6 protein-coding genes are annotated in these 6,342 nt (G+C 41.3%); 3 read left to right on the plus strand and 3 right to left on the minus strand.

Features of this window, described 5'->3' with window-relative positions:
* Positions 1-46: 46 nt before the first annotated feature.
* From B0183_RS11620 to hemH, 3 genes are all read right to left on the minus strand, one after another.
* Positions 47-1,354, minus strand: coding sequence for an ammonium transporter (locus B0183_RS11620; protein ID WP_021112960.1), 1,308 nt, complete (start codon positions 1,352-1,354; stop codon positions 47-49).
* An 18-nt stretch (positions 1,355-1,372) separates the two neighbouring features.
* The gene (locus B0183_RS11625; protein ID WP_021112915.1) at positions 1,373-1,711 is read right to left on the minus strand and encodes a P-II family nitrogen regulator; all 339 of its coding nucleotides are present in this window, start codon (positions 1,709-1,711) and stop codon (positions 1,373-1,375) included.
* Positions 1,712-1,955: 244 nt separating this feature from the next.
* Positions 1,956-2,918, minus strand: coding sequence for a ferrochelatase (gene hemH / locus B0183_RS11630; RefSeq protein WP_021112924.1), 963 nt, complete (start codon positions 2,916-2,918; stop codon positions 1,956-1,958).
* A 186-nt stretch (positions 2,919-3,104) separates the two neighbouring features.
* Here hemH and rpsL point away from each other — a divergent pair, with 186 nt between their 5' ends.
* The 3 genes from rpsL to fusA all read left to right on the plus strand — a co-directional run bounded on the left by rpsL (position 3,105) and on the right by fusA (position 6,276).
* The gene (rpsL, locus tag B0183_RS11635) at positions 3,105-3,479 is read left to right on the plus strand and encodes a 30S ribosomal protein S12 (protein ID WP_005708967.1); all 375 of its coding nucleotides are present in this window, start codon (positions 3,105-3,107) and stop codon (positions 3,477-3,479) included.
* Positions 3,480-3,605: 126 nt separating this feature from the next.
* Positions 3,606-4,076 carry a 30S ribosomal protein S7 gene (gene rpsG / locus B0183_RS11640; RefSeq protein ID WP_021112943.1) on the plus strand — a complete coding sequence of 157 codons (471 nt, stop codon included), beginning with the start codon at positions 3,606-3,608 and terminating at the stop codon, positions 4,074-4,076.
* A 97-nt stretch (positions 4,077-4,173) separates the two neighbouring features.
* On the plus strand, positions 4,174-6,276 hold the full coding sequence (gene fusA, locus B0183_RS11645) for an elongation factor G (RefSeq protein WP_021117923.1): 2,103 nt from the start codon (positions 4,174-4,176) through the stop codon (positions 6,274-6,276).
* The last annotated feature ends 66 nt before the right edge of the window (positions 6,277-6,342 follow it).

Here is a 6,342-nt window from a genome sequence, read left to right on the forward strand (position 1 = left end):
ACTTAGTCCATCTTACCGCTTGTAAGTTCGATTGTCTTGTTAATCGTTATTCAACACGCTCGCCATGGATGGTAATATCCAAACCTTCACGTTCTTCATCACGTTCCACTCGTAAGCCTTTTGTGATTTTCTCAATGATTTTGAGGAGAATGAAACTCACGATACCACTATAAAGCACGGTAATGACCACATCTTTTAATTGTGTTAACACTTGGCTACCTACAGTCGCTTCGCCACCAAAAATCGTGTTGTTGAAGAAGATACCCGTTAAGACAGCACCTGCAATACCACCGAAACCGTGAATACCAAAAGCATCTAAAGAGTCATCGTAACCTAATTTGTGTTTGAGTACTGAAACAGCGAAGTAACAAACTGCAGCAGTGATAATTCCAATAAAGATGGCACCTTGCGGATCAACAAAACCTGCTGCTGGTGTGATACCAACCAATCCTGCCACTGCTCCTGAAGCTAAACCTAATGCCGAAGGGCGATGTCCTGCGATTTTTTCACAAATTAACCAAGTTAATGCACCGAAAGTTGCTGCAATTTGTGTTACTGCCATCGCCATACCCGCAGAGGCGTTTGCCGCCACGGCAGAACCTGCGTTGAAGCCAAACCAGCCAACCCAAAGCATTGCTGTACCCATTAAAGTGTAAACCATGTTGTGTGGTGGCATTGCTTCTTTACCATAGCCGACACGTTTGCCGACTACAATCGCAGCCACTAAAGCTGCAACCCCTGCGTTAATGTGTACAACTGTACCACCAGCGTAGTCTAAAACACCGCCTTCAGCCATAAAGCCACCGCCCCAAACCCAGTGACAAGTCGGTACATAAACCAGTAAGAACCAAAGTCCAGAGAACCACATCATTGCGGAATATTTCATACGTTCTGCAAAGGCACCTGAAATAATCGCCACAGAGATCACAGCAAAGGTCATTTGGAAAAACATAAATACGGCTTCAGGTATCGTACTAGCGTTAGGGGCAATGGTCGTCATTTCTTTAGCAAGATCTAATCCCATACCAGATAAGAATAGACGATCAAAACCACCGATAAACGCATTACCTTCGGTGAAAGCTAAGGAGTAGCCGACTGTAATCCATAATACTGAAATTAAAGCGGTTACAGAAAAACTGTGCATCATTGTGCTAAGTACGTTTTTCTTACGCACCATACCGCCGTAGAATAAGGCGAGTCCTGGAATCGTCATAAAGAGAACAAGAATCGCAGAAATCATGACCCATGCAGTATCACCACTATTTAGGGCTGATAATGGTTGCCACCAAGATGTTTCGGCATGGCTCAAAGTGGGTAAAAGAGAAAGTCCAAGTAAAATTGATAATTTTTTCATAATCATATCCTTATTGTCTTATAGAGCATCGTCGTCTGTTTCACCCGTTCGAATACGGATAACACGTTCAATCTCGGTGACAAAAATCTTTCCATCACCTACTTTGCCTGTTTTAACGGATTGCTGAATTGCGCTAATGACATCCTCGACAACATCATCACTGACAGCAATTTCCACCTTGATTTTAGGTAGGAAATCCACTGCGTATTCAGCACCACGATAGTTTTCGACATGCCCTTTTTGACGACCAAAGCCTTTGACTTCTGTGACTGTCATACCATGTATGCCAAGATCAGAAACCGCCTCTCTTAAATCATCAAGACGAAAAGGATTTATAATTGTTGTAATTTGTTTCATGGTTTAACTCCTGTATATTTTGATTAATACACTCCATTTTGGGTGCAAAAAGAAGTTAACCAATTTCTATTAAGTCAACAATAGTTAGAAATAAAAATATAAACAAAATATGATTTAATTAAACTTTATTAAATAAAATTCCAGTTTTATTGAATTTCATTTAAAAATTTAAATTGTGGAGTGAATTATGTGAAGGAAAAAGCCTTTTTCTCCCCAAAGATAGAGAGAAAAAGGCTTTATAAAATTAAGCTAATTTGTCTTCGATAAGTTTAACGAGTAAGCGGATATGATCGCTATTGGCATTTAACGCAGGAATATAGCGGTAACTTTCTCCACCCGCGTGCTCAAAGTTTTCACGATTCTCTTCTGCAATCTCTTCTATGGTTTCTAAACAGTCTGCGGAGAAGCCTGGGCAGATAACTGCCACTTTTTTGATGTTTTTGGCTGGAAAGCCCATTAAGGTTTCATCAGTATAAGGTTTGAGCCATTCTTCTTTACCAAAGCGAGATTGGAAAGAAATGTGCCACTGTTTTTCCGTGAGATCGAGTTGCTCTGCAACTAAATGTGCCGTTTTACGGCAATACTCTGCATAGAAATCGCCTTCAGTTTCATAACGAGCAGGTATGCCATGAAAAGAGAAGAGGAGTAACTCATCTTTTTCTAATTGAACGGTATTGGCGAGAGCTTTGATATATAAAGGCTCATTATGATAGTTATGGATAAATTCAAAAGGAACGACTTTCTTATGTTGTGTAAGTGCACGAGCAAAGGCATCAAACACGGAAGCTGTTGTCGTTGAGCTATATTGTGGGTAAAGCGGAAGTACAATGATTTTCTCCACGCCATGTTTAATCAAGCGTTCTACTGCACTGTCAATGCTTGGGTTGCCATAGCTCATGCCTAATTCTACGATGACATTTGGATTTTTGGCATTGAAATAGGATTGAACCGCTTTTTGTTGCTGGCGAGAAATGGAAAGCAAAGGCGAACCTTCTGCTGTCCAGATGCTTTTATAGGCTTCGGCAACTCTTGGTGCACGTTTAGGCAACACCATAAAATTGAGAATAAATTGCCATTTCCACTTGGGTAGATCGATAACACGTGGATCACTTAAAAATTGTTTGAGATAGCGTTTAACTGCAGGTGTTGTAGGTTCGTCAGGGGTGCCTAAGTTTGCGAGTAACACACCAATTTTCATTTGAGTCATAGAGTATGCCTTTAATAAAGATGAATATGCCTATTATAAGGAAATAATATTATTGGCGCTATTTATCAGATCAAAAGGCGAAAAGTTAAAGCACTTGACACTCTGCTTCATTAGCTCTAGAATTCACCGTCCTTTCGTCTGTGAAAGGCTTTTTTATTGTTTTTTATTTTAACTGGAGCTTTATTAATGGCAACTATCAACCAGCTAGTACGCAAACCGCGTGTGAAAAAGGTTGTAAAAAGCAACGTTCCTGCATTAGAGGCTTGCCCGCAGAAACGTGGTGTGTGTACTCGTGTATACACTACAACTCCTAAAAAACCAAACTCAGCGTTACGTAAAGTATGTCGTATCCGCTTAACAAACGGTTTTGAAGTAACTTCTTATATCGGTGGTGAAGGTCACAACCTTCAAGAACACAGTGTTGTATTAATCCGTGGTGGTCGTGTTAAAGACTTACCAGGTGTACGTTATCACACTGTACGTGGTGCACTTGACTGTGCAGGCGTTAAAGACCGTAAACAAGGTCGTTCTAAATACGGCGTTAAACGTCCTAAGTCTTAATGGATCTCCGTTAAGTAAGGCCAAACGTCTAAATTAATATTTAAACCATAAACTCCAGTCAAAGGCGCTTTGTCGCAAAGGATGAGTTTTGGATATCCTGAAGATTTATAATACGGAGAAATTGCAATGCCACGTCGTCGTAGTATTGAACCACGCAAAATTCTTCCAGATCCGAAGTTCGGTTCAGAATTACTTGCAAAATTCATCAACGTTTTAATGGTTGATGGTAAAAAATCTATCGCAGAGTCAATCGTTTACGGTGCGTTAGAAACATTAGCTCAACGCTCTGGTAAAGAAGCGTTAGAAGCATTCGAAATCGCACTTGAAAATGTGCGTCCAACTGTTGAGGTTAAATCTCGTCGTGTTGGTGGTTCTACTTACCAAGTACCAGTAGAAGTTCGTCCAACTCGTCGTAATGCTTTAGCAATGCGTTGGATCGTTGAAGCAGCACGTAAACGTGGTGACAAATCAATGGCAATGCGTTTAGCTAACGAACTTTCAGATGCAGCAGACAACAAAGGTTCAGCAGTGAAAAAACGTGAAGATGTTCACCGTATGGCTGAAGCTAACAAAGCGTTTGCTCACTATCGTTGGTAATAAGCTTTTGATGTTTGTAGGCTTCATCTCAAAATTTGCGATGAAGCCTATTACTATATAAACAAATTCACATTAGATTCCCAAAAAGGTAATAATAATGGCTCGTACAACTCCCATTGAGCGCTATCGTAATATCGGTATCAGTGCTCACATCGACGCAGGTAAAACAACTACCTCTGAGCGTATCCTTTTCTATACAGGTGTAAGTCACAAAATCGGTGAAGTACACGATGGTGCAGCGACGATGGACTGGATGGAACAAGAACAAGAGCGTGGTATCACAATCACCTCAGCTGCAACAACAGCGTTCTGGTCTGGTATGTCGCAACAATATCCACAACACCGTATCAACGTTATCGATACTCCTGGACACGTTGACTTCACAATCGAAGTAGAACGTTCAATGCGTGTTCTTGACGGTGCGGTAATGGTTTACTGTGCAGTTGGTGGTGTTCAACCACAATCTGAAACTGTATGGCGTCAAGCTAACAAATACCAAGTTCCACGTATTGCGTTCGTAAACAAAATGGACCGTACTGGTGCAAACTTCCTACGCGTTGTTGAACAAATCAAAACTCGTTTAGGTGGTAACTCTGTTCCGCTTCAACTTCCAATCGGTGCTGAAGAAAACTTCAAAGGCGTAGTTGACCTCATCAAAATGAAAGCGATCAACTGGAATGAAGCTGACCAAGGTATGACGTTCACTTATGAAGATGTTCCAGCAGAAATGCTTGCTGACTGTGAAGAATGGCGTAACAACCTTGTAGAAGCAGCAGCAGAAGCTTCAGAAGAGTTAATGGAAAAATTCTTCGCAGGTGAAGAATTAACTGAAGAAGAAATTAAATCTGCATTACGTCAACGCGTACTTTCAGGTGAAATAATCCCAGTTTGCTGTGGTTCTGCATTCAAAAACAAAGGTGTTCAAGCAATGCTTGATGCGGTAATCGACTACTTACCAGCACCAACAGACATTCCAGCAATCGAAGGTATCAATGAAGATGGTACACCAGGCGAGCGTCACGCAAGCGATGATGAGCCATTCTCTTCATTAGCATTCAAAATTGCAACTGACCCATTCGTAGGTAACTTAACCTTCTTCCGTGTGTACTCAGGTGTAATTAACTCTGGTGATACAGTTTATAACTCTGTAAAACAAAAACGTGAGCGTTTCGGTCGTATCGTACAGATGCACGCAAACAAACGTGATGAAATCAAAGAAGTTCGTGCAGGCGACATCGCTGCAGCAATCGGCTTAAAAGATGTGGGTACAGGTGATACATTATGTGCGCAAGAAGCACCAATCATTCTTGAGCGTATGGAATTCCCAGAGCCAGTAATCTCTGTTGCGGTAGAACCAAAAACTAAAGCTGACCAAGAGAAAATGGGCTTAGCATTAGGTCGTTTAGCACAAGAAGACCCTTCATTCCGTGTTCACACAGATGAAGAGTCAGGCGAAACCATCATTTCAGGTATGGGTGAGTTACACTTAGACATCATCGTTGATCGTATGAAACGTGAGTTCAAGGTGGAAGCAAACATCGGTAAACCACAAGTATCTTACCGTGAAACTATCCGTACTCGTGTTAATGATGTTGAAGGTAAACACGCAAAACAATCAGGTGGTCGTGGTCAATATGGTCACGTTGTTATCGACTTATATCCATTAGATCCAGAAGGTCCAGGATACGAGTTCGTGAACGAAATCAAAGGCGGTGTAATCCCTGGTGAATATATCCCTGCGGTTGATAAAGGTATCCAAGAACAACTTAAATCTGGTCCATTAGCGGGCTACCCAGTAGTGGATTTAGGTGTACGTTTACACTTCGGTTCATACCACGATGTTGACTCATCAGAATTAGCGTTCAAATTAGCAGCGTCATTAGCATTCAAAGCAGCGTTCGCTAAAGCAAACCCAGTTCTACTTGAGCCAATTATGAAAGTGGAGGTTGAAACTCCACCAGATTATGTGGGGGACGTTATCGGTGACTTAAGCCGTCGTCGTGCTATGGTAAACGGCCAAGAAGCGAACGAGTTCGTTGTTAAAATCAATGCTGAAGTTCCACTTTCAGAGATGTTTGGTTATGCAACAGACTTACGTTCACAAACTCAAGGTCGTGCATCATACTCAATGGAACCGTTAAAATATGCTGAAGCTCCAACAAGCGTTGCAGCAGCAGTTATCGAAGCGCGTAAAAAATAATTTTTAACTTTTTAAAACTCCATAGCACATAGTGTGCTATGGGACTTCATCAACAAAGGAAACTTT

It is taken from the genome of Glaesserella parasuis (assembly GCF_002015085.1).
GTDB classification, from domain to species: domain Bacteria; phylum Pseudomonadota; class Gammaproteobacteria; order Enterobacterales; family Pasteurellaceae; genus Glaesserella; species Glaesserella parasuis.

Coding starts and splice junctions, on each gene's coding strand:
- fusA (WP_021117923.1), top strand. CDS start 4,174: ATGGCTCGTACAACTCCCATTGAGCGCTATCGTAATATCGGTATCAGT.
- B0183_RS11620 (WP_021112960.1), bottom strand. CDS start 1,354: ATGAAAAAATTATCAATTTTACTTGGACTTTCTCTTTTACCCACTTTG.
- hemH (WP_021112924.1), bottom strand. CDS start 2,918: ATGACTCAAATGAAAATTGGTGTGTTACTCGCAAACTTAGGCACCCCT.
- B0183_RS11625 (WP_021112915.1), bottom strand. CDS start 1,711: ATGAAACAAATTACAACAATTATAAATCCTTTTCGTCTTGATGATTTA.
- rpsL (WP_005708967.1), top strand. CDS start 3,105: ATGGCAACTATCAACCAGCTAGTACGCAAACCGCGTGTGAAAAAGGTT.
- rpsG (WP_021112943.1), top strand. CDS start 3,606: ATGCCACGTCGTCGTAGTATTGAACCACGCAAAATTCTTCCAGATCCG.